The organism is Candidatus Bathyarchaeota archaeon A05DMB-5, assembly GCA_019685655.1.
Taxonomy (GTDB): domain Archaea; phylum Thermoproteota; class Bathyarchaeia; order Bathyarchaeales; family Bathycorpusculaceae; genus DSLH01.
Genome location: JABFQP010000002.1, coordinates 202543 through 222118, shown reverse-complemented (window position 1 = coordinate 222118; position 19576 = coordinate 202543). Strand labels below are relative to the sequence as shown.

At 43.3% G+C, this 19576-nt stretch carries 19 protein-coding genes and 2 tRNA genes; 14 read left to right on the top strand and 7 right to left on the bottom strand.

Annotated features, from left to right (window positions below; translation table 11 throughout):
- Positions 1-39 precede the first annotated feature (39 nt).
- Both HM003_04060 and HM003_04055 read left to right on the top strand, forming a co-directional pair.
- Complete coding sequence (locus HM003_04060; protein MBX5328512.1) at positions 40-1665, top strand: CTP synthase; 1626 nt, start codon at positions 40-42, stop codon at positions 1663-1665.
- Positions 1666-1687: 22 nt separating this feature from the next.
- Complete coding sequence (locus HM003_04055) at positions 1688-2806, top strand: aminopeptidase (protein ID MBX5328511.1); 1119 nt, start codon at positions 1688-1690, stop codon at positions 2804-2806.
- Between the two features lie 23 nt (positions 2807-2829).
- Here the strand turns inward: HM003_04055 and HM003_04050 are convergent, their stop codons facing one another.
- Entirely contained in the window at positions 2830-3261 is a 432-nt protein-coding gene (locus HM003_04050) for a CBS domain-containing protein (protein MBX5328510.1), read from the bottom strand.
- 153 nt (positions 3262-3414) lie between these two features.
- Between HM003_04050 and HM003_04045 the strand changes: the two genes are divergently transcribed.
- Entirely contained in the window at positions 3415-3924 is a 510-nt protein-coding gene (locus HM003_04045) for a hypothetical protein (GenBank protein MBX5328509.1), read from the top strand.
- Between the two features lie 64 nt (positions 3925-3988).
- On the top strand, positions 3989-5092 hold the full coding sequence (locus HM003_04040) for an aminopeptidase (protein ID MBX5328508.1): 1104 nt from the start codon (positions 3989-3991) through the stop codon (positions 5090-5092).
- Between the two features lie 165 nt (positions 5093-5257).
- On the opposite strand, the gene HM003_04035 is transcribed toward HM003_04040, so the two are convergent.
- Positions 5258-6481 (bottom strand): redox-regulated ATPase YchF, encoded by a 1224-nt coding sequence (locus tag HM003_04035; protein MBX5328507.1) that lies wholly within the window; start codon positions 6479-6481, stop codon positions 5258-5260.
- Between the two features lie 119 nt (positions 6482-6600).
- Between HM003_04035 and pdhA the strand changes: the two genes are divergently transcribed.
- The 3 genes from pdhA (at position 6601) to HM003_04020 (ending at position 9344) form a co-directional block, all read left to right on the top strand.
- Entirely contained in the window at positions 6601-7563 is a 963-nt protein-coding gene (gene pdhA, locus HM003_04030; GenBank protein MBX5328506.1) for a pyruvate dehydrogenase (acetyl-transferring) E1 component subunit alpha, read from the top strand.
- 17 nt (positions 7564-7580) lie between these two features.
- The gene (locus tag HM003_04025) at positions 7581-8555 is read left to right on the top strand and encodes an alpha-ketoacid dehydrogenase subunit beta (GenBank protein ID MBX5328505.1); all 975 of its coding nucleotides are present in this window, start codon (positions 7581-7583) and stop codon (positions 8553-8555) included.
- Positions 8556-8771: 216 nt separating this feature from the next.
- The gene (locus tag HM003_04020; GenBank protein ID MBX5328504.1) at positions 8772-9344 is read left to right on the top strand and encodes an O-methyltransferase; all 573 of its coding nucleotides are present in this window, start codon (positions 8772-8774) and stop codon (positions 9342-9344) included.
- A gap of 50 nt (positions 9345-9394) precedes the next feature.
- Here HM003_04020 and HM003_04015 read toward each other — a convergent pair.
- A tRNA-Ser gene (locus HM003_04015) sits at positions 9395-9483 on the bottom strand.
- Between the two features lie 116 nt (positions 9484-9599).
- Here HM003_04015 and HM003_04010 point away from each other — a divergent pair.
- Positions 9600-9674: transfer RNA gene (locus HM003_04010), tRNA-Val, on the top strand.
- A 23-nt stretch (positions 9675-9697) separates the two neighbouring features.
- On the opposite strand, the gene dapA is transcribed toward HM003_04010, so the two are convergent.
- Complete coding sequence (gene dapA, locus HM003_04005) at positions 9698-10585, bottom strand: 4-hydroxy-tetrahydrodipicolinate synthase (protein MBX5328503.1); 888 nt, start codon at positions 10583-10585, stop codon at positions 9698-9700.
- Between the two features lie 132 nt (positions 10586-10717).
- On the opposite strand from dapA, the gene HM003_04000 reads away from it, so the two are divergent.
- Positions 10718-10912: a 50S ribosomal protein L38e gene (locus HM003_04000; GenBank protein MBX5328502.1), complete on the top strand. Its 195-nt coding sequence runs from the start codon at positions 10718-10720 to the stop codon at positions 10910-10912.
- A gap of 6 nt (positions 10913-10918) precedes the next feature.
- On the opposite strand, the gene HM003_03995 is transcribed toward HM003_04000, so the two are convergent.
- On the bottom strand, positions 10919-11845 hold the full coding sequence (locus tag HM003_03995; GenBank protein MBX5328501.1) for a 2-phospho-L-lactate transferase: 927 nt from the start codon (positions 11843-11845) through the stop codon (positions 10919-10921).
- Positions 11846-11951: 106 nt separating this feature from the next.
- On the opposite strand from HM003_03995, the gene HM003_03990 reads away from it, so the two are divergent.
- Positions 11952-12569 carry a nitroreductase family protein gene (locus HM003_03990; protein ID MBX5328500.1) on the top strand — a complete coding sequence of 206 codons (618 nt, stop codon included), beginning with the start codon at positions 11952-11954 and terminating at the stop codon, positions 12567-12569.
- Here the strand turns inward: HM003_03990 and HM003_03985 are convergent.
- The gene (locus HM003_03985) at positions 12559-13620 is read right to left on the bottom strand and encodes a 4Fe-4S binding protein (GenBank protein ID MBX5328499.1); all 1062 of its coding nucleotides are present in this window, start codon (positions 13618-13620) and stop codon (positions 12559-12561) included. The genes HM003_03990 and HM003_03985 overlap by 11 nt on opposite strands.
- Before the next feature lie 141 nt (positions 13621-13761).
- Complete coding sequence (locus HM003_03980) at positions 13762-14487, bottom strand: hypothetical protein (GenBank protein MBX5328498.1); 726 nt, start codon at positions 14485-14487, stop codon at positions 13762-13764.
- 203 nt (positions 14488-14690) lie between these two features.
- Between HM003_03980 and cofE the strand changes: the two genes are divergently transcribed.
- The 4 genes from cofE (at position 14691) to cdhA (ending at position 19572) form a co-directional block, all read left to right on the top strand.
- Positions 14691-15449 (top strand): coenzyme F420-0:L-glutamate ligase, encoded by a 759-nt coding sequence (gene cofE, locus HM003_03975; protein MBX5328497.1) that lies wholly within the window; start codon positions 14691-14693, stop codon positions 15447-15449.
- A gap of 70 nt (positions 15450-15519) precedes the next feature.
- Positions 15520-16299 (top strand): AAA family ATPase, encoded by a 780-nt coding sequence (locus HM003_03970; GenBank protein MBX5328496.1) that lies wholly within the window; start codon positions 15520-15522, stop codon positions 16297-16299.
- 44 nt (positions 16300-16343) lie between these two features.
- Positions 16344-17114: an AAA family ATPase gene (locus tag HM003_03965; protein MBX5328495.1), complete on the top strand. Its 771-nt coding sequence runs from the start codon at positions 16344-16346 to the stop codon at positions 17112-17114.
- Between the two features lie 109 nt (positions 17115-17223).
- Complete coding sequence (gene cdhA, locus HM003_03960; GenBank protein ID MBX5328494.1) at positions 17224-19572, top strand: CO dehydrogenase/acetyl-CoA synthase complex subunit epsilon; 2349 nt, start codon at positions 17224-17226, stop codon at positions 19570-19572.
- Positions 19573-19576 lie beyond the last annotated feature (4 nt).

The window sequence follows — 19576 nt, the reverse complement described above, 5'->3', positions numbered from 1 at the left end:
GATTCGGGTGTATGCTTTTGTTATTGCAGAGGCAGAATTATGGTTAAGTACATTTTTATTACAGGCGGCGTGCTGAGTTCGGTTGGGAAGGGTATTGTAACTTCTTCTATTGGAAAAATGTTGCAAGCACGAGGCTTAAAGGTAACTGTCATAAAGATTGACCCTTACGTGAATGTTGACGCTGGAACAATGAATCCTTACATGCACGGTGAAGTTTACGTGACTGACGATGGCGGCGAAACAGACTTGGATTTGGGCTGGTATGAACGCTTTCTTGATTTAAACTTGAGGAAAGAAAATAATCTTACCACGGGTTTGGTGTATAGGGCGGTTATTGAAAAAGAGCGACGTGGTGATTTTCTAGGAAGATGTGTTCAAATTGTGCCGCATGTGACAAACGAAATTAAACATCGTATTCGAGCGGTTGCCAAAGCTTCAGATGTGGATGTTGTCTTAACGGAAGTGGGTGGAACGGTGGGCGACATTGAAGGATTACCCTTTTTGGAAGCCATTCGTCAAATGCGTTTGGAAGAGGGCTACGAAAACACTTTGTACGTGCATGTTGCGCTGGTTCCAGTTTTAGATGTTACGAAGGAAATGAAAACAAAGCCTTTGCAGCACAGTGTCAACGAGTTACGGCGTATCGGTATTCAACCAGACACCATAGTTGCAAGAAGTCGGGAAATGATAGACTCTGAATCTTTAAGGAAAATAGCTCTTTTCGGAACAATACCAGAAAATGCGGTTTTCTGCTCTTACAATGTCGAATCAGTTTACCAAGTTCCACTTATTTTGGACGAGCAGGGAATGGGCGAGTTTATCTGTAAACGGCTAGGTTTTTCGGGGCGATTGCAAGATTTTAAGGAATGGAAAAAGTTTGTTGATGCCATATTAAACCCTCAACACGAAGTCAAAATTGCATTAGTGGGCAAGTATGCCGGCTTAACAGATAGTTATGTAAGTATGAACGAGGCATTGCGGCATGGAGGTGCTGCTTGCAAGACAAAGGTCTGCATCAGTTACATAGAAGCCGAAAAATTTGAACAAAATCCAAATGAATTTGAGATTTTGAAGAATTTTGATGGAATATTCGTGCCTTACGGTTTCGGTCCTAGAGGAACTGAAGGAAAAATAATGGCAATCAAATACGCAAGAGAAAACGACATGCCTTTTCTTGGAATATGTTATGGTTTCCAATTAGCTGTGATAGAATTTGCACGCAACGTGTGCGGCTTAAAAGACGCAAACAGCACAGAAATCAACCCGCAATCACCTAACCCAGTAATTGACCTCATGCCAGAACAACGCGGAATAGAAATTAAAGGAGCAACAATGCGGTTGGGCGCTCACAAAATAGTCATAAAACCTAACACGCTAGCTTATAGCCTTTACAAAAATGAGGAAATCTACGAACGCCACAGACATAGATTCGAAGTCAACTTGGGCTATCTGGATAAGCTTGAGAAAAATGGATTAGTTTTTTCTGGAAAAAGCGCAGATGGAAGAAGAATGGAGATTCTGGAGTTGCCAAATCATTTCTTCTTTTTTGCGTCACAATTTCATGGAGAATTCAAAAGTCGCCCAGTGAAGCCAGAACCAGAATATTATGGTTTCGTAAAGGCGTGTTTATGCAAAAAATTGGGGAAAGCCAAACCTGAGTTTTAAAAGTGGGTGGGTTAGAAACGCTATGTTTTATGTTTCAAAACGTCTAAGAACAGTTGCCAAGAAAGTTATAGATAATGCGCTTCCGATAAAAAGGGGTGAGATTGCGGTCTTTTGCGCTGGTGTCGAGAATTTAGACCTTGCTTACGCGTTTGCTGCTGAATGCGAAGCTAGAGGAATTGAAACATTAGTTCAAAGTGAAGGGGATTACATCTCAAACACTAAGCTTCTAGAAGCTCCAACAGATGCTTTTGAAAGAACGCCTAAAATTCCAGAAGCTATTGTTGATGTTGCAGATTGGCTTATTTTGATGAGAGGAAGCAGATTTGATACTTCAATTTATCAAAAGTCAGAGACGCAAAAGCGGCTACTGGAAATCCAGAAAATTTCGAAATGGACTTTTGATAGCATTCTCCAACTATGCCTAAAAAAGAAGACCCATCTTGTGGCGTTTTTGGACCCGAACTTGCAACAAGCGCAGGCTTTGGGGAAAACCTATGAAGAAACGCGTGAAATGTTCCTTGCTTCTTTAGACATAGACTATGATGCTTTAACCGATTTGGGACAGCGACTGATTAATTTTATGAAAAGAGGGGGCGAAATTCACTTGACTTGTCCGAGAGGAACGGATTTGAAATTTCATGCTGAGAATCGCTATTGGATTAATGATGACGGGAAATCTTCTCCGCCGTCAATTCCTATAGTTCAGTATGTTCATAATTTGCCGGTTGGGGAAGTTTTTGTGGCGCCTATTGAAGAAAGTGCTTATGGTGTTTTGTGTCCTAAAGATTTGCCTGGAAGCGTTGCAACTGACATTCGTATAGAGTTTAGAGGAAAGAAAAAGGCTGCTGTTTCTGCTGAGAAGGGATTTGAGTTTTTGAAAGCGCGGCTTGAGAAGGCGACTGGAAATCCGTATTGTATGGCGGAGTTTGCTTTTGGCACGAATCCGTGTGGTGATATGCTTCTTGCAACGGAGAAAGCGTATGGCACGTGTCATGTGGCGATTGGTCAGAATACGTGGTTGGGCGGTAAGAATGAGAGTAGTATTCATTGGGATTTCTTGGTTGAGTGTCCCACTGTGACTGTTGATGGGAGATTGGTTGTGAAAGAAGGGAAATTTGTTCGGGAACTTTTTAGAAGGTAGAAAGAAGGATTATTATTTTTGGTTTAGTATGTGCGGCGGTGTGGTCTGACAAGTTCTTCTAGGATTGAAAGTAGTGTTGGCACTTTGGTTACTATGTCTGTGAAGGTTACGATGCCGACGAGTTTATTGTTGTTTGTGACTGGGAGTCGTTTGATTCTTTTTTTAGCCATGAGTTTTGCGGCTTCTTCTATTGTTGTGTTTTCGTTTATTGTTGTGACTGGGCTTGTCATGATTTGTCTTGCGGTTAGGGTTTCTGGTGCTAGGCATTGTTCTACTAGTCTTCTGAGGATGTCGCGTTCTGTTATGATGCCTACTGGTCTGTCTGCTTGGGTGACTATTATTGAGCCTATGTTGAATTTGTTCATTGTGGCGACGACTTCTTTGACGGTTGTGTCTGGTCGGACGACGCGGACGTCTTTGGACATGACGTCTCTGACGAGTATTATGCTTGCCATTTTGTTTTGCTCCTTTTGGTAACTAATTGTTTTGGGTTGGGGGTTTTATTTGTTTTGGTTAGTGTTTCAAAAATGGGTTAGGGACGTGAATTCTCTATATGCATATAAATAAGATTGTGAGGAATTTTGGAAGTGTTGTGAAGGGTTGTTGGTATGGGTGATGGTGAATCTTCAGTTGTTGACAGGTTTCGGAGTCGTTTGGAGAATGCAAAGAGTTATGGGGAGGTTTGGGATGTTGTTAGGGATTGTGTGGAGTTTTCTCTGCATAAGCGTAGGGGTGGGATGATGCTTTTTCTTGATGATTTGCCTTTGCAGTTGGGTGCTTATCATTCTGTTGGGACAAACAATATTGTTTTGAATAGGGCTTTGGTGGAGATTGTTGAGGCTGCTGTTAAGTCGAAGCGCATTGTGAATGCTTTGGTTTTTAATTTGCTTTTACATGAGTATTTGCATGCGTTGGGCGAGTATTCGGAAGTTGAGGTTAGGCGTTTAGTGTACAAGGTTGCGAGAGAATGTTTTGGTGAGGATTATGTTGCAACTTTTGTTGCGAGGAAAAGCCCTTGGGTTTTGCTTAAGGATATACCTTTAGAAGGTGTTAATGTTCGAAAGCGAGTTATGGAGATTGTTAGGGATTTTGAGAAGGCAGATAAGTATATCGTTTAGGTTATCGGCAAGGTTTTATGCTGGTTTAAGTTGTTATCGTTTTCTTTAAGGCTGGTGTGTTTGGTTGGTTGATGAGAGAGTTGTCAAGTTGGCTAAGCTTTGTGTCCATTATAGTGTTGATGTGAAGCCTAAGGAGAAAGTTCTGATTAATGGGAGTGATTTGGCTTTTCCGTTGATGCATGAAATTTACCGAGAATGTTTGTTAAGTGACGCTTATCCACTGATTATGGCGAATCTGGATACTGTTTACACATTTTTTAAATACGCCAAAGAACATCAGTTGACTTTTGTTTCGCCTTTTGACCGTTTTGCTGCTGAGCATTTTGATGTTATGATCGGAATTTTCTGCGAGCCAAATCCGAAGAAATTGACGGGTATTGATCCTGCTAGGATTAGAATGCGGAGTGTTGCTAGAAGGGAGATTGCGGAGATTTTGTTTAGGCGCGAAGCTGAAGGGAAGTATAGGTGGACTGGTTTGCCGTTTCCTGTTACTACGCAGGCGCAGGAGGCTGAGATGGCTTTGCCGGAGTATGAGGATTTTGTTTATAGTGCTTGTTTGGTGGATAGGGATGACCCGATTGCTGAGTGGAAGAAGATTAAGGTGGAGCAGGAGAAGATTTGCGGTTTTCTAAATGGAAAGAGCGAGATTAGGGTTGTTGGTGAGGATACTGATTTACGGTTTAGCGTGAAAGGACGCAAGTGGATTAATTGTTGTGGTGAGAAGAACATGCCGGATGGGGAGGTTTTCACGGCTCCTGTGGAGGATTCGGTTGAAGGGGAGATTAGGTTTACGTTCCCTGGGATTTTTATGGGGCGTGAGGTTGAAGATGTTAGGCTTGTTTTTGAGAAGGGTAGGGTTGTGAAGGCTTCTGCGGGTAAGGGTGAGGAGTTGTTGCGGCAGTTGTTGAAGATTGAAGGTGCTGAGCGGGTTGGAGAGTTTGCGATTGGGACGAATTATGGAATTAGCCGATTTACAAAGAATATGTTGTTTGATGAGAAGATGGGTGGGACGTTGCATATGGCGTTGGGATTTAATCCTGTTCCTGCCACTGGTGGTTTGAATAAGTCTGCTTTGCATTGGGATATTTTGAAGGATATGCGCAAGAGTGGAGAAATTTACGCGAATGGAAAATTGTTTTACAAGGATGGTAAATTGTTAGAGTTTTAGAAATATTAGGCTTGGAGAAGCTATAGCCCCCCTTATTTATAGGTTGAAACTATAGTTAGGGTCTGGGTTAGATGCGAATTTGGTTTGTGTGTTGTGAGAGCCGTCTGGGTTATACAGCCATGGGTGAAATGTCTCTTTCAAGTTCATACAACAGTTAATGGAAGATTAAGCTCTTTTCCTTGTGCTCACAATGGATATGACGTCTCCATCTTTGAGCGGATAGTCTTCTCCAATTCGTTTTCTTTGCCTAGCTTCAACTGCGTAGAGGAAACCTTCCCCAAGTTCCGTATGTATCAAGTAAGCCATTTGACGCGCTGTAATCCCATAAGGCACAAGGTAAGCGTCAGGCAAAACTCGCCCATTATGGTCCGCTAAATGCTCCAAATCCTCTACAGGATAAACGGTAATCATGTTCAAAAGTTTGAAAAAAGCCATGTTTATCGCGTCTTGAACGCCAGTTGAACCATATTTGAGAAGAATCTTCTCTCTAATCGTCTCCAACGCTTTGGTTTGGCTTTCAGTTAATTTTTCTGGAGTAAGTATCTTAAAGTTGCAGTCTCCAGGTCGGTAATCTATTAACTTTTTTTCAGCTCCTCTTCTTAACGCAAGTTCAGCCTCTGCACAGCAAGGAACAACAAGATAATCCAATTTTTTGAGCCTTTCCAAGTTTTCCTCTGCAGGAGGCACATCTATTTTGTTTGCTGCAATTAACATGGGCTTGGCAACTCGCCTTAGCATGTCCACAAACTTCAGGAAGTCTTCTTCACTCCAAGCCGTTGCCTTTTCTGCATTTAACCCAGTCCTTCTAACTGCCTCAATCACGTGGCTTCGTCGGATTGCCAAACCACTTAACCGTTCCTCAAGCATCGAAAAAAGGTCTCTTGTTTCAGATTCTGCGGTTCTAGCGATTTTGGGCCAATCGCGTTTTAGTATATTTGCCATCCACATGGTTATTTCGCGTTCTAAAAAGCGAACATCCTCCACTGGGTCATGTTCTCCAGCTTTGCATAGTCTTCCTTCGCAGTCTGTTCCGCCGGAAGCATCAACGATGTGAATTAAAGCGTCTGCCTTTCTAATTTCATCCAAAAACTGATTGCCCAGTCCTCTTCCTTTCCAAGCATCTGGAACAAGACCCGCACAGTCAATGAACTCTACGGGAATAAGCCTTACGCCGTCCAAGCATAGAGAGTTAACCGGATTATCTTTAACATTAAATTCCTCATGCACACACGGGGTCCTTACATAACCGACGCCCCTGTTCGGTTTTATCGTCGTGAACGGGTAGTTTGCAATCTCAGCAGGCGCCAAAGTTGCAGCACAAAAGAAAGTGGACTTGCCAGTGTTTGGTTTTCCAACTATGCCAAGCAAGCGTGAATAAGACTTCTGCATAGAGGATTCCTTTACAGAATACTACAATAACTGATTCTATATGGTTTGTGCTTCCATCATCAAATAATATAAAAGTATGAAAAAGTATAACTCACCAAATGCGCTGAGGGAAAAAATGCATGTTAAATCTGCCAAAAGACAAGCTCGCCGAGATGCTTAGAAAAATGTTTGAAATTCGTCTTTTCGAAGAGAAAGTTTTCGAACTTTACGCTCAAAATCTTGTTCCAGGCACAATTCATCTTTATGCTGGAGAGGAAGCGGTGGCAGTTGGCGTTTGCAGTAACCTTCGCAAGGACGACTATATTACAAGCACGCATAGAGGACACGGACATTGCATAGCAAAAGGCGCTGATTTAAAACGGACAATGGCTGAGATTCTAGGCAAAAAAACAGGCTACTGCAAAGGCAAAGGCGGTTCAATGCACATAGCAGATTTCAGAATAGGCATGTTAGGCGCAACCGCAGTCGTCGGAGCAGGAATACCCATTGCAGTCGGCGCAGGCTTATCAATAAAACTTAGACGGACAAACCAAGTCGTGGCATGTTTCTTCGGGGAAGGCGCTTCAAATCAAGGCACATTTCACGAAGGCATAAACATGGCGTCAATATGGAAACTGCCAGTAATCTTCGTCTGCGAAAACAACCTCTATGCTATGGGGACACGCCAATCAATAGTCATGAACATAGAAAACATAGCTGACAGAGCAATAGCTTATTGCATTCCAGGCGTTTTTGTAGACGGCAATGATGTCTTAGCAGTTTACGAAGCCACAGAGAAGGCAGTTGAAAGAGCCAGAAAAGGCGAAGGACCAACACTAATTGAATGCAAAACTTACAGACACAGGGGGCATTCGCGCGTTGACCCGGCAAGGTATAGACCTAAGGAAGAAGTAGCAGAATGGCTGGCAAAAGACCCGATTAAACGTTTCAAAGAAAAACTCATACATACAAAGGCGTTGAGCGAAACTGAAATTCAGCACATTGAAAAGGAAGTTTCGGTTGAAATTGAAGAAGCAGTCAAGTTTGCCATAGAAAGCCCGTTTCCCGAGCCAGAAGAAGCGTTGGAGGATGTTTACGCCTAATTGTGGAGGAGCATAGTATGCGAAAAATAACATATAAAGAAGCTTTAAGAGAAGCCTTGAAAGAGGAGATGCGCCGAGACCCAACAGTTTTTCTGCTTGGAGAAGATATCGGCAGATATTGGGGAGGCGCTTTCAAAGTAACCGAGGGCTTGGCGGAAGAATTCGGAGATGAAAGAGTCCGCGACACACCTATATCCGAAAATGCCATAATCGGCACGGCTGTAGGCGCTGCAATAACGGGCATGCGCCCAGTCGCGGAAATAATGTTTGGAGACTTAACCGCCTTAGCAATGGACCAAATTGCAAATCAAGCAGCAAAAATACGATACATGTTCGGCGGTCAAATAAACTGCCCTCTTGTTATCAGAACACCATTCGGAGCTGGCGTAAACATTGCATCCCATCACTCGCAAAGTTTGGAAGCTTGGTTTATGCACGTTCCAGGTTTGTATGTGGCTGCGCCGTCAACGCCTTATGACGCAAAAGGACTTTTGAAATCAGCCATACGTGGCAACAATCCCGTTTTCTTCTGTGAACACAAACTTTTGTATCCAATCCAAGGAGAAGTTCCAGAAGAAGAATACACTGTTCCTTTTGGAGTGGCAGACGTGAAGAAGGAAGGAGCTGACGTAACTGTAGTGGCTACCTTATACATGGTCCACAAAGCCTTAAAAGCGGCAGAAATGCTTGAGGCAGAAGGCATAAGCGTAGAAGTTGTTGACCCAAGAACACTAACACCACTCGACAAACAAACAATAATAAAATCAATCAAAAAGACGGGAAGAATAATCATAGTAAGCGAAGACTGCAAGACCGCCGGCGTAAGCGCCGAGATTGCGGCAGTAGTAGCCGAAGAAGCCTTGGATTATTTAGATGCTCCAATAAAAAGGGTGGCAGAGCCAGACACGCCAATCCCCTTCAGTCCACCCTTAGAAAAATATGTGATTTCCGATGAAAAAGCAATAATTAAAGCGGTTAAAACAGTCATTTAAATAGCTAAAGAAATAACACACCATGTGACAGTATTTTCCGCATATATTTTTTCTTTCTAGTATCAACCGATATTAACGGTTCTGCTTTAGCGCCGGGGAATAGGTTTACATTTCGATTTAATTTCTCGGCAGATCTAAAATCGTAGAACACAAGTCAAAATAATGCCTATAAGTGTTAGAATAGTAGGAGATTGTGAAGGCAAGGTTTGATGGAAAATGATTCTGAGCAAGGCAGAGAAGGTCTTAAGGGAAATTGAAGGTGTAGCGAGAAGGAGGAGGTTTCTTCCTATTGTGGGACCAAACAGGGGTCAAATACTGGTGAAAGTTGTTCGTGAAATCAAACCTAAACGCGTTTTGGAGATTGGGACTCTAATTGGATACTCGGCAATCCTTATGGGAAAAGAGCTTGGGAGCGACGCCCACTTAATCACTATTGAAATTGATGCCAACAACGCAGAGATAGCGAAAGAGAACATAAGAAAGGCGGAGATACCGCCAACCGTGGAAGTGTTAGTCGGCGATGCAATTGAAATTATACCAACGTTGGAAGGCATGTTTGACTTGGTCTTTATCGACGCGGATAAAGCGCAGTACCTAGACTATCTGCGACTGGTTGAGGAGAAACTCCATAAAGGAAGCGTCATAGTCGCCGACAATGTAGAGCATGCGCCATCCTACTTAGATTACGTAAAGTCTTCAGGAAAATATAGTAGCAGATTCGAATCCATAGGTCCTGCCGCAGTAGGACACCATCGCGAAGATGGACTTGAAATAAGCGTAAAGCTGTAAATACCAACATTGCATGCTCAACTAAAGATTTAAATATGATTCGTGTAATTTGGCGCCGGGAATGGGATTCGAACCCATGCGGACCCAAAGGGTCCACAGGCTCTCAAGGCCTGCGCGTTATCCACTCCGCCATCCCGGCATCAATATATGCTCATTTAATCCTTTTACATCTTAAAATGTTTGCTTGCAGACTGGCCTCCATGTGAACCGAAAACCTATTTTAAAAGAAACCTAATCAAATAGGAATACCGTGGTGGGCCGGTAGTCTAGCTCGGTTAGGACATCCGCTTGACGTGCGGAAGGTCACCGGTTCAAATCCGGTCCGGCCCATTACAACTTTCTTAGACGCGTTGTTAAGCGTAATTTTTCAGAAAATCTTTGATTTCTTTTCTCTCTTCCTTCTTCAGTGGTAACGCTGGCATTCGTGGATAGCCTGCTGGTAATCCTAAAATGTTTAGTGCTTCTTTTATGGATGATAGCTGGTTGTATTTTTTAACGAGTATTTCGTTTATGTGGGATATTTGCCGCTGTAGTTTGCCCGCTTTTTCATAGTTTCCTCTTTTAAAACTTTCATAAAGTTCGTTGCATAGTTTTGGGAACACATTTGCAACGGCTATCACTGCGCCGCTTCCACCCGCGATTAGCGTTGGAAGAGTTACCTCGGCTGTTCCAGCCAAAACCGAGATTTTATTGCCAACCAACCTTATAGTTTCAGTTATAGCGCCGAAGTTTCCACTGCTATCTTTAACTCCGATAACATTTTCGTGTTCTGATGCGAGTTGTTGTATTAAGTTTGGTTCGAGAGTATAGCCCGTGAATTTTGGGACGCTGTAGAGAATGATTGGAAGGTCAACAGCATTCAGCAAAGCTTCATAGTGCTTTAACACTTCTTTGTTTGAAAGTTTGAAATAAAACGGCGTGACCACCAGCGCTGCATCAACTCCAGCATCTTTTGCGTCCTTTGTGAACAGAATAGTCTCCCTAGTGCTTATGCTACCCGTCCCAGCAATAACGATTGTTTTTTCGCTAACTTCGTCCATCACTGTTTTTATGACTTTTTTCCTTTCTTCCCTAGATAGATAAGGTGCCTCTCCATTACTTCCGCATGACACAAGTCCAGAAATTCCACTTTCCAGCCAAAACCTTACGCATGTTCTTAACGCTTTTTCATCAAAACCGCCGTCACGTTTGAAAGGCGTTACATGTGGAACAAAAATTCCCTCAAGCTTTCTTTTTGCCATTCTCCCTCTTCCTTTGTGTTCTTCTTTGTTGGAAATTGCAGATATCATTTGCTCTTAACGTTGAGGGTTATGCTTAACCAAAACAGATAAAAATGCGGCGTCACTCAAGAAGTGTCTAACGTGGGATGATTCATGCCCTCTGAAATCTTTGACGAAGAAAAATTCATCAGCATAAGCGAGCGTGCAGATTACTGTGCAGTGAAAAGGTTGAAGGATGTTGTAAAATTGAAACTGCGCACGCCTAAGAAGCTTTACACTTTAAAAGTCGAACCGGCAAAGGCTGAAGAAATCATAAAGAAACTTCAATGCGAAATTCGTGAAATATAATTAACTTCACTTTACTTCCATTGCGATTTTCGCCAAGCGAATGGAATCTTCCAGAGTTCTCATTACTGTATCGGTAACAGTCACTTTTACGTCTAACTCTTCTATCCGTCTCTTATAGCCTTCATCAACCTTATCTATTATGAAATGGTCAAGAAAGTCTGCATAAAATTTAGCCACGCCATATGCTGAGGCTTCTAATCCCATACTAGCCATAATTTTATCTGCTGGTCCTTTGAGTGCTTTTCCGCCAACAATTGGACTGATGCCAACAATATACGCGTTAGTTTTTTGTAATTCCTTTCTGATTGGCGAAACGGAGAGTATAGGCGATATGCTCAAAACAGGGTTGCTTGGACATATGACAACACGCTCTGCTTCGCTTATTGCCTTGATTATGCCCGGTGTGGGCTTAGCTTTGTCTGCTCCCTCAAACAATACGCCCGTTACTGTATCTTTGGTTTGTCTTTTTACAAAGTATTCTTGAAACTCAAGGCGAAGCATGCCCGACAACACTTTGGTTCTCACAGGGTCATTGCTCATGGGCACGAGTTTGGCTTCGACTCCAAGCATCTTGCAGAGTTCTGTTGTGACCCTTGAAAGTGTCATGCCTTCTTTCAACATTTTCGTTCTTAAAATGTGGACTGCCAAATCTCGGTCGCCAAGCTTAAACCATGTTTCAAGTCCAAGCTTACCCAGCATATCGAGGCAGTTGAATGTGTCACCGGAAACGCCCCATCCTTTCGTTTCATCAATAATCCCAGCTAACGTGTACATGATTATGTCCAAGTCTGGGCTTATGTGGAGCCCATAAAGCTCTGTATCGTCACCGGTGTTGCCAATAATCACTAAATCCTGCGGGGGAATTATCTGAATAAGACCGCGTAACAGTTTGGCTGCGCCCACTCCGCCAGCAAGAGCTGTCACGAATCCCATAAACGTTCACAAGGATAGAGCTTTCATCTAACTTCATAAAGCTGACTATAAACCACGATTTTAAAAACCTCCGATTCAAATAAAGAGCGTGGAAAGAGGAATACGCTTGGATATAACTGAACTGGTAAAGTCGAGAAGAAGTATTAGAAGATTCAAATCCACTAAAGTTTCACGTGAACTCGTAACTGCCATTTTAGATTTAGCACGATGGTCTCCTTCTGCTCACAATGCTCAGCCATGGCGTATAATAGTAATAGACGATGACAAGGTAAAGAAAAAATTAGCCGCTAAAATGGGCAAAGCATGGCTTTTTAACATGCTTAAAGATGGCGTTCCAAAAGAAGAAGCTGAAAAAATTGTGAAAGTTGAGAGTTTGGACAGAATCACAAAAAGCCCAATTGTTATGATTGCCTGTGTAACACTGGCGGACATGCACAAATATCCAGACCCGCGAAGACGAAAGGCTGAATATTTAATGGCAACTCAAAGCGTAGCAGCATACATCCAAACACTGCTCCTATTAGCCCATCACCATGGACTTGGCGCATGTTGGATTTGCGCACCACTTTTCTGTCAAGACACTGTGAAAGAAGTTCTGCGACTGCCTAAAGAATTTGAGCCGCAAGCTATGGTCATCATGGGACATGCGAATGAAAAACCACGGCTTCCTCAACGAAAACCATTGAATGAAATATGTGCTTTCAACGGTTGGGCTAGCTCTTAGGCTGAGTCGTTTCTTCGCTTGCGGTTTTTCGTTTTTTCTCTGAAAGTTTCAAGAGTAAGCTAAGTGCAAACTCGCCTTTTTCTACTGGTCGGGTTTCAATAGTTCCAGCTTTTTCTGCTGCTTCAAAGAGTTCTTCTCCCTCTTTTGTGCGTATTACCATGAAAGTCCAGCCGTCTAGTCCCAGACCGCCAATGGACATGTCTGCCAATTCAGAGCTGAAATCATCGCAGAATCTGCAGCTTTTTCTGACGTATTGTTTAATATCAGCTAAGGGAATGGCTTTTACTTCCGACTCTGTTGTGACGAGCATTTTTCCTTTAATATTCATCTTTTTTATTGAGTTCAAGTTTACGCCTAATGTTTGGTGGATGTATTTTTCCATTAGTCCTTCGTAAGTGAAGCATTCTGAACACATGAGTCCAACCAAAAATTTTAGAGGCGCACTGTATTTCTTTAAGCCTGACATTTGTATTTTTCTTATTGCACGAATCTGGCATGGCGTTCCAACAAATGCTAAGCTTTTCTTTTTCTGTTTGATTCCTTCAGTCAATGCGAGAATGTTGGGCGAATAGGAGTATTTTGTTCCGGCACATTCCAGAATTTCCTTTTGTGTTGTGGCTAACTTTGGAATCGGATAAAACGGTTTTTCGTTACTGATTCCAGAGACCACAGCGCCATCAATAATCCCTTTTTCTAGAGCAAAAAGCAACAGTGCCGTGGCGACGCCGCCATCTTGACAAACCTTCAGTATTTCATTATTCTTCGCTTTAGCTACCGCGAGCCTGCGATAGACGCCAAATTCTTCTTCAGCCTTCCGTTCTCTGCCAAGCACAAAATTTTCCGCTTTCAACCATGACCATTCATATGTTGGACAGGTTTGTGCGCAGATGCCGCAGACTTTGCATTCTTTAACTATTCGAGGCTCGCCTTCAAAGTATTCTAAACAACCAAAAGGACAAACGACAACGCATGTGCCACAGCCAACACAGTTCCCTGTAGCGACAACATTTTTTTCTAAGGATTCTTCGAAGCTTATTTTGTTAAAGCTCATGGTGAATAGCCCACTTTATGAGAGAATAACATGCATGTTTAAGTTTAAAAGTTTTGGAAAAGCCTTTTTCATTAAGGGTATAGAATATTCTGTGTAAAACTAAAAATAAAAAGGTAAAAGGTTTATGGGTTAAACGTTATTTTATTTTCTGAATTTCTGAAGCTTTCCTAGCAGTTCTTTGTCGCCTTCGTGGTCTCCTGCGCATGTCGCGATTACGCCGTCTACGATGCCTTCCAATTTTGCCACATAATCTTCAACGTGGTCTATGCTTGTGGTGCTTGTCCAACCAATCATTTTCATAGTTTCCACGTTGTTGGGTGTTTCCACCAGCAAGTATGTGTATATCGGCTTGTCTAGGCGTTTGCATTCTTTGGCTATTTGCTCCAGTGCTGGGAAGGTTTTATCTTCCAGCCTCATGAAGAAAACAAAGTCCCAAGGTTCTCTCACTCTGGCAATGCTGTCTTCTATGGAACGGCGTGCTGTAAGCAGAGAACCCAGCTTCAGGTTTTTTAAGCGTACCGTTGTGCGGAGGAAATCTCGGGCTTCTTCTGAAGATTTGAGCATTTTTATTGGTTCTCCATATTTTGGAACATCGCCCATTGTGAGCACGAGGCCGTCTAGGCCTACGGCGTCTGCTGCTAAAGCTAAACCTCCCACTTCCACTGGACCTTTATAGTGCAATATGAAGATTGGTATCACTATCTTGTCGGGATACTTAGCCTTGAGTACGCAGCTTACGGCTGTGCCGCTTGGCGCTGGGAGTCCCGCTGCGCTGTCGGTGACGTTCCATCCGTCAACTAAATCTTTTACTTCTTCTGCGATTTTTAGGAATTTGCGTGTTGGAACAAACTCATGTAATATTTTCATTGAAACATCATCTTGACTAAAGAGAAAATGGTGTTGAGATTAAAAATCTTTCGTAGACGTGTTGCAAAATGTGTGAAGATTGTGTTTAAACAATCCAGTTTAGCCAAAAGTGTTGTGGAGCAGTTTTCTGGTTGTGATTGGCGGGGCTCAGCGAAATTGTAAAGAACCCACCTGTCTTATATTAATGCCGATGTGGCGCTGCTATGAGCATAATTCAAATAATTGGAATTAATGGATTGCCAATAATTAAGGAAGGCGACAACTTAGCCAAACTTATTTGTGAAGCAGCGGAAAAGCAAGGAACCCCAATCCGCGACGGAGACATACTCGTGGTTACGCATGTTATTGCTTCGCGTGCTGAAGGCAAAATTGTGAATCTTGATGATGTTGTGCCGTCGGAGTTTGCGAAAAGTATAGCCGCGCAATATGAGAAGGACCCTGCAATGGTTGAAGTTGTCCTTCGAGAATCTAAGAGCATCAAGCGCATGGGCGACGGGAAGCTTATCACAGAAACTAAGCATGGGTTTGTCTGCGCGAATTCTGGTGTTGACAAATCTAACGTGCCTGGCGAAAGAATTGTTGCTTTGTTGCCTGACGACGCGGATGCTTCTGCGGAAAGAATTAGGCAAGAGGTTAAGCGGTTGACTGGTTATGATGTTGCGGTGATTATTTCTGATACGCATGGGCGTCCATTAAGAGAGGGTGAAATAAACGTGGCTATTGGGGTGGCTGGGATAAAACCGATTAGAGATAGACGGGGCGAGAAGGATTTGTTTGGTTATGTTTTGAGGGTGAAGCAAACGGCCGTGGCTGATGAGCTTTGTTCTGCTGCTGAGCTGGTCATAGGGCAAGCAGACGAGGCTGTTCCAGTAGCGATAATCCGCGGCTACAAATATCAAAAATTAGAAAACGCGAAAGCAACAGAACTGATAAGACCACCAGAAAAGGACTTGTTTCTCTAACAGTTGCAAAGCTGCAGCGTAGAAAAGTGTAAATAATTTTGCGAGAGTTAATCAGCAAGAGGCATGTTGAGTGAAGATTGCGGTTTCTGGAAAGGGCGGGGTTGGCAAAACCTTAATCGCTGGAGCTCTCGCCAACTTTTTTGCAAAGAAAGGACTAAAAACGATAGCTATTGATGCTGACCCTTCGCCAAATCTGGCCTTAACCTTAGGCTTGTCGCCTGAAGAGGCTCGAACAATAGTGCCCATATCAGAAAATAAAGAGTTGGTGGAGTCTAAAACTGGCACAGGTTATTCGGGCGTTTTTCGCTTATCCTTCACTGTTGACGATATTGCCCGCGACTATTCGGTTGAAACTCCTTTTGGTGTGAACTTAATTGTTATGGGGACTGTGCGGTCGATGGGTTCTGGCTGCACTTGTCCGGCGAACGCTGTTGTGCGTGCTTTGCTTCGTCATTTGGTTGTGGAGCGAAATGAGGCGGTGGTTTTGGATTTGGAGGCTGGTGTTGAGCATATTGGTCGTGGAACAGCACGACACGTTGACACGATGCTTGTTGTGGTAAATGCGAATGTGAAGTCTCTTGAAACTGCAAAGAGCATTCATGATTTAGCCGCAAAGGCAGGTATGAAGAAGGTTTTTCTTGTTGGAAACAAAATCGAAAACGATACGCAAAAGGAAAACGTCAAAAAATATGCGTTGGAAAACGGTTTGGAAGTTGTGGGTTTCGTTCCTTTCGACCCAACAGTTGTAGAAGCAGAAATGTTGGGGAAAACTCCACTTTTACTTGAGAAATCTGAAGCATTATTTGCCATAAAGCGTTTGTGTGAAAAGTTAATGGTTAACAACATCTAAATACGTTTGAAACAACATCTAGTAGATAATAGGAGAAAAAGAACGTGAAAATACTTGTCACAATAGGACGTGGAGGCACGGGGAAAACAAGTTTTGTGGCTTTGATGGCAAAATATTTCATGGAAATCGGCGAATCGCCTTTGTTGCTTGTCGATGCCGACCCAGACCAAAACTTGGGCGAAATGATAGGCGTAGACCTGAAAGATGCGGGTAAAAAGACAATTTCAGAATTGCTAGTTGAAACTTTTTTGGAGCAAGGCGGAACAACGATTGGTGTTGCGCCTACTGAAAGGATTGAAAACAGGATTTGGTCTTATGGCATGTTCGAGAGTGACTATTTCGATTTTATAGCGCTTGGGACGAAGTGGGTTGAAGGATGCTATTGTCTGCCCAACGCAGCTCTGAAGGGAGCATTAGAATCGCTAACAAAAAACTACAAGTATATTCTGATTGATTCACCAGCGGGTTTAGAACACTTAAACCGAAGAATCACGTCTAAGGTGGATGACATCTTCGACGTTTTGGACCCTTCTAAAAAATCCTTCAACCATGTTGAACGTGCGCATCGCATAGCCAAAGAGGTCAAAATTGACTTCAGAAACTTTTACGTTGTTGGCGGTTTCCGATTTCCAGAAGGCTTAGCGGATAGTGCTGAAAAGATGTTGAAGCATAAATTTTTGGGCAAAATAGCTTTTGATGAAGCTGTGGAGGAGCATGTTCTAGCTGGAAAATCTTTGCTGGCTTTGTCTTCGAATTCTCCTGCGTATGTTTCCGTGAAGAAGATAATGGAAAATGCTGGATACCTAAAATCGTAAGATAGCATCCTAATTTTGCTTTAGGTTTAATGGAAAAAGGTTCTAGAAAAACTTAAAATAACGCAGCGATAAGGATACATCTTCTAAACTCTTTAGGTTGTGTCTTTGAGTGAGTAAAAAAGGCGTTAACATAAAAATTGACGAGTTAAACACTGATGTTGGATTTATAAAGAATCTTCAACTTTCCTTCTGCAAACTTATCGCAGAAACGTGGACTGAACCGATGGGACCAACACCCTTTCCTTCGCTTACTGCACTAAGAGAATGGGACTTGAAGCTTCTCCAACGCTACAAACCCTTCTATCTGCCCTACTGTGACGTTTGCTGCCTCTGCACTTTTGGAAAATGCGACTTAACCGGCGACAAACGCGGAGCATGCGGAATAAACATGTCAGCCCAGCAATCCCGCATCGTGCTTTTGGCATGCTGCATCGGTGCTGCAACACACATTGGTCACGCACGCCACTTACTTGAACATTTAATCGAAAAATTCGGGCACAATTATCCTCTTGACGTAGGTGGCTTAAATATTAAGGTTGAGGCTCCAGTAACCCGTCTCGTGTGTGGAGTAAAACCTGAAACGCTTGGTGATTTAGAAGAAGTTTTGGATTACGTTGAAACTCAAGTTACGCATCTTTTGTCTGTTGCGCACACGGGACAAGAAGGGAGCAATCTTGACTTTGAGTCGAAAGTTTTGCATGCTGGCATGGTTGACCATGTTGGAATGGAAGTTGCAGACATAGCGCAAATAGCTGCTTATGGTTTTCCCAAGGCTGACCCTGAAGCGCTGCTTGTAGACCTGGGATATGGAACAATAAACGTGGAGAAGCCAGTGATTCTCTGCATCGGACACAATGTTGTTCCTTCTATTGGCATAATCGATTATATGAAAGACAATGGGCATGACGGAGAAATCGAAGTTTGCGGATTATGCTGCACAGCCCACGACATAACACGGTATTATAAGCGTGGCAAGATTATTGGCCCAATATCTTGGCAACTGCGTTTCATACGAAGCGGCGTTCCCGACGTTGTTGTGCTGGATGAACAATGCGTTAGAGCAGACTCCTTCTTTGAGGCTCAACGGATTAAGGCACCTGTGATTGTGGCTTCCGAAAAGAATTGTATGGGTTTGCCGAACCGCACCAACGACCCAGCTGACATTATAGTCGAGGACTTGCTAAATGGAAAGGCGCCTGGAGCCTTAATTCTCGACCCCGAGAAAGTTGGAGAAGTCGCCGTAAAATTAGCATTAAAGGTTGCTCCGTTACGCAAAAAGTTTAAGGTAATTCCCGAAGTCGACGAGGTCATCCAACGTGCAAAGGAATGTAGACAATGCAACGACTGTAGAAGGGCGTGTCCGCAAGACTTGCACATTCCAGAGGCAATGAAAGCCGCAGCCACGGGCAACTTAGCAAAGCTTGCTGACCTGTACGAATTATGTGTGGGCTGCGGACGATGCGAACATGCTTGCCCGGTAGGCTTGACGGTTCACAGTTTCATTGTCAAGGCTGGAGAGAAAAAGCTGAAGGAAGAGACTTACAAGGTGAGAGTCGGAAGAGGCGCAATACAGGACGTTGAAATAAGAAACGTTGGCAGCCCAATTGTGCTCGGTGAAATTCCAGGCGTGGTTGCTGTTGTGGGTTGCTCTAACTATCCGAAGGGCGGGCAGGAAGTTGCGGAAATCTGCACGGAATTCGCTAATAGGCGTTTCATAGTTGTGACTTCTGGTTGCTCAGCGATGTCGGCTGCTATGTACAAAAACGAAGAGGGAAAAACACCCTACGAGTACTTCACAGGAGAGTTCACGTCAGGCTGTCTTGTTAACGTGGGTTCTTGCGTTTCAAACTCGCACATCGCTGGAGCTGCAATAAAAATCGCGAACATTTTTGCGAAGAGAAATTTGAGAGCCAACTATGAAGAAATAGCCGATTACATACTGAACCGTGTTGGCGCAGTTGGCGTTGCATGGGGCGCTTACTCTCAAAAGGCAGCGTCAATTGCAAGCGGGTTCTGGCGGCTTGGCGTGCCAGTCATTGTTGGTCCGCATGGCATTAAATACCGGCGTATGCTTCTTGGAAGGGCTGACCGAGAGGAGGACTGGTACGTTTATGACGCACGGACTGGCGAGAAAGTGTATGTTGGACCCACGCCGGAACATCTGTTCTACACTGCAGAAACAAAGGAAGAAGCCATGGTTATGATTGCTAAGCTTTGCATGCGTCCAAACGACACAATGAAAGGACGAGCCATTAAACTTACGCATTACGTTGATTTACACAAGAGATTGTATGGAACGATGCCTGAAGATATTCATTTGTTTGTGCGCACAATTGCTGATGTGCCTGTGACGATGAAGGATGAAATAGTTAAGATTCTTGAGGAGAAGGGGTGGAAGGAAACGGTGATTCCTGACCCGACGCTTCTTCCTAGGATGATTAGGAAGAAAAAGGAGTGAGAAG

Excerpts from the sequence above, each read along its gene's own strand:
- HM003_04060 (MBX5328512.1), top strand. The coding sequence starts at position 40 with ATGGTTAAGTACATTTTTATTACAGGCGGCGTGCTGAGTTCGGTTGGG.
- HM003_04055 (MBX5328511.1), top strand. The coding sequence starts at position 1,688 with ATGTTTTATGTTTCAAAACGTCTAAGAACAGTTGCCAAGAAAGTTATA.
- HM003_04050 (MBX5328510.1), bottom strand. The coding sequence starts at position 3,261 with ATGGCAAGCATAATACTCGTCAGAGACGTCATGTCCAAAGACGTCCGC.
- HM003_04045 (MBX5328509.1), top strand. The coding sequence starts at position 3,415 with ATGGGTGATGGTGAATCTTCAGTTGTTGACAGGTTTCGGAGTCGTTTG.
- HM003_04035 (MBX5328507.1), bottom strand. The coding sequence starts at position 6,481 with ATGCAGAAGTCTTATTCACGCTTGCTTGGCATAGTTGGAAAACCAAAC.
- pdhA (MBX5328506.1), top strand. The coding sequence starts at position 6,601 with ATGTTAAATCTGCCAAAAGACAAGCTCGCCGAGATGCTTAGAAAAATG.
- HM003_04025 (MBX5328505.1), top strand. The coding sequence starts at position 7,581 with ATGCGAAAAATAACATATAAAGAAGCTTTAAGAGAAGCCTTGAAAGAG.
- HM003_04020 (MBX5328504.1), top strand. The coding sequence starts at position 8,772 with ATGATTCTGAGCAAGGCAGAGAAGGTCTTAAGGGAAATTGAAGGTGTA.
- dapA (MBX5328503.1), bottom strand. The coding sequence starts at position 10,585 with ATGGCAAAAAGAAAGCTTGAGGGAATTTTTGTTCCACATGTAACGCCT.
- HM003_04000 (MBX5328502.1), top strand. The coding sequence starts at position 10,718 with ATGCCCTCTGAAATCTTTGACGAAGAAAAATTCATCAGCATAAGCGAG.
- HM003_03995 (MBX5328501.1), bottom strand. The coding sequence starts at position 11,845 with ATGGGATTCGTGACAGCTCTTGCTGGCGGAGTGGGCGCAGCCAAACTG.
- HM003_03985 (MBX5328499.1), bottom strand. The coding sequence starts at position 13,620 with ATGAGCTTTAACAAAATAAGCTTCGAAGAATCCTTAGAAAAAAATGTT.
- HM003_03980 (MBX5328498.1), bottom strand. The coding sequence starts at position 14,487 with ATGAAAATATTACATGAGTTTGTTCCAACACGCAAATTCCTAAAAATC.
- cofE (MBX5328497.1), top strand. The coding sequence starts at position 14,691 with ATGAGCATAATTCAAATAATTGGAATTAATGGATTGCCAATAATTAAG.